Genomic DNA, 229 nt, shown 5'->3' with positions numbered 1-229 from the left:
GTCTGCGGTCATCGTGGCTGTGGCTACGGCAGCAAGTGCGCTCGTTCAGGGCGTGGACCTACCAGCAGAGAACAAGGATCAGATCAACGGGGCGATCGAGTCGTTCGAGGAAACTGCCGAGAACGCCGACACGGATGTGGCGAATCTCGTCGCGTCCTTGCCTGAACCGATGCAGCAGGGAGCACAACAGGCGGTCGCGGATGCGACGACGGCGGTCGCGGGAGCGATC

Annotated in this window: 1 pseudogene; it reads left to right on the top strand. The window is 63.3% G+C overall.

Features of this window, described 5'->3' with window-relative positions:
* Positions 1 to 229 (top strand): annotated as a pseudogene (locus NVV99_RS27065) (lytic transglycosylase); the annotation flags it as partial.

Origin of the sequence: Rhodococcus sp. PAE-6 (assembly GCF_025290685.1) — a bacterium.
Classification (GTDB): domain Bacteria; phylum Actinomycetota; class Actinomycetes; order Mycobacteriales; family Mycobacteriaceae; genus Rhodococcus; species Rhodococcus pyridinivorans.
This window is presented reverse-complemented; position numbering and strand designations above follow the sequence as displayed.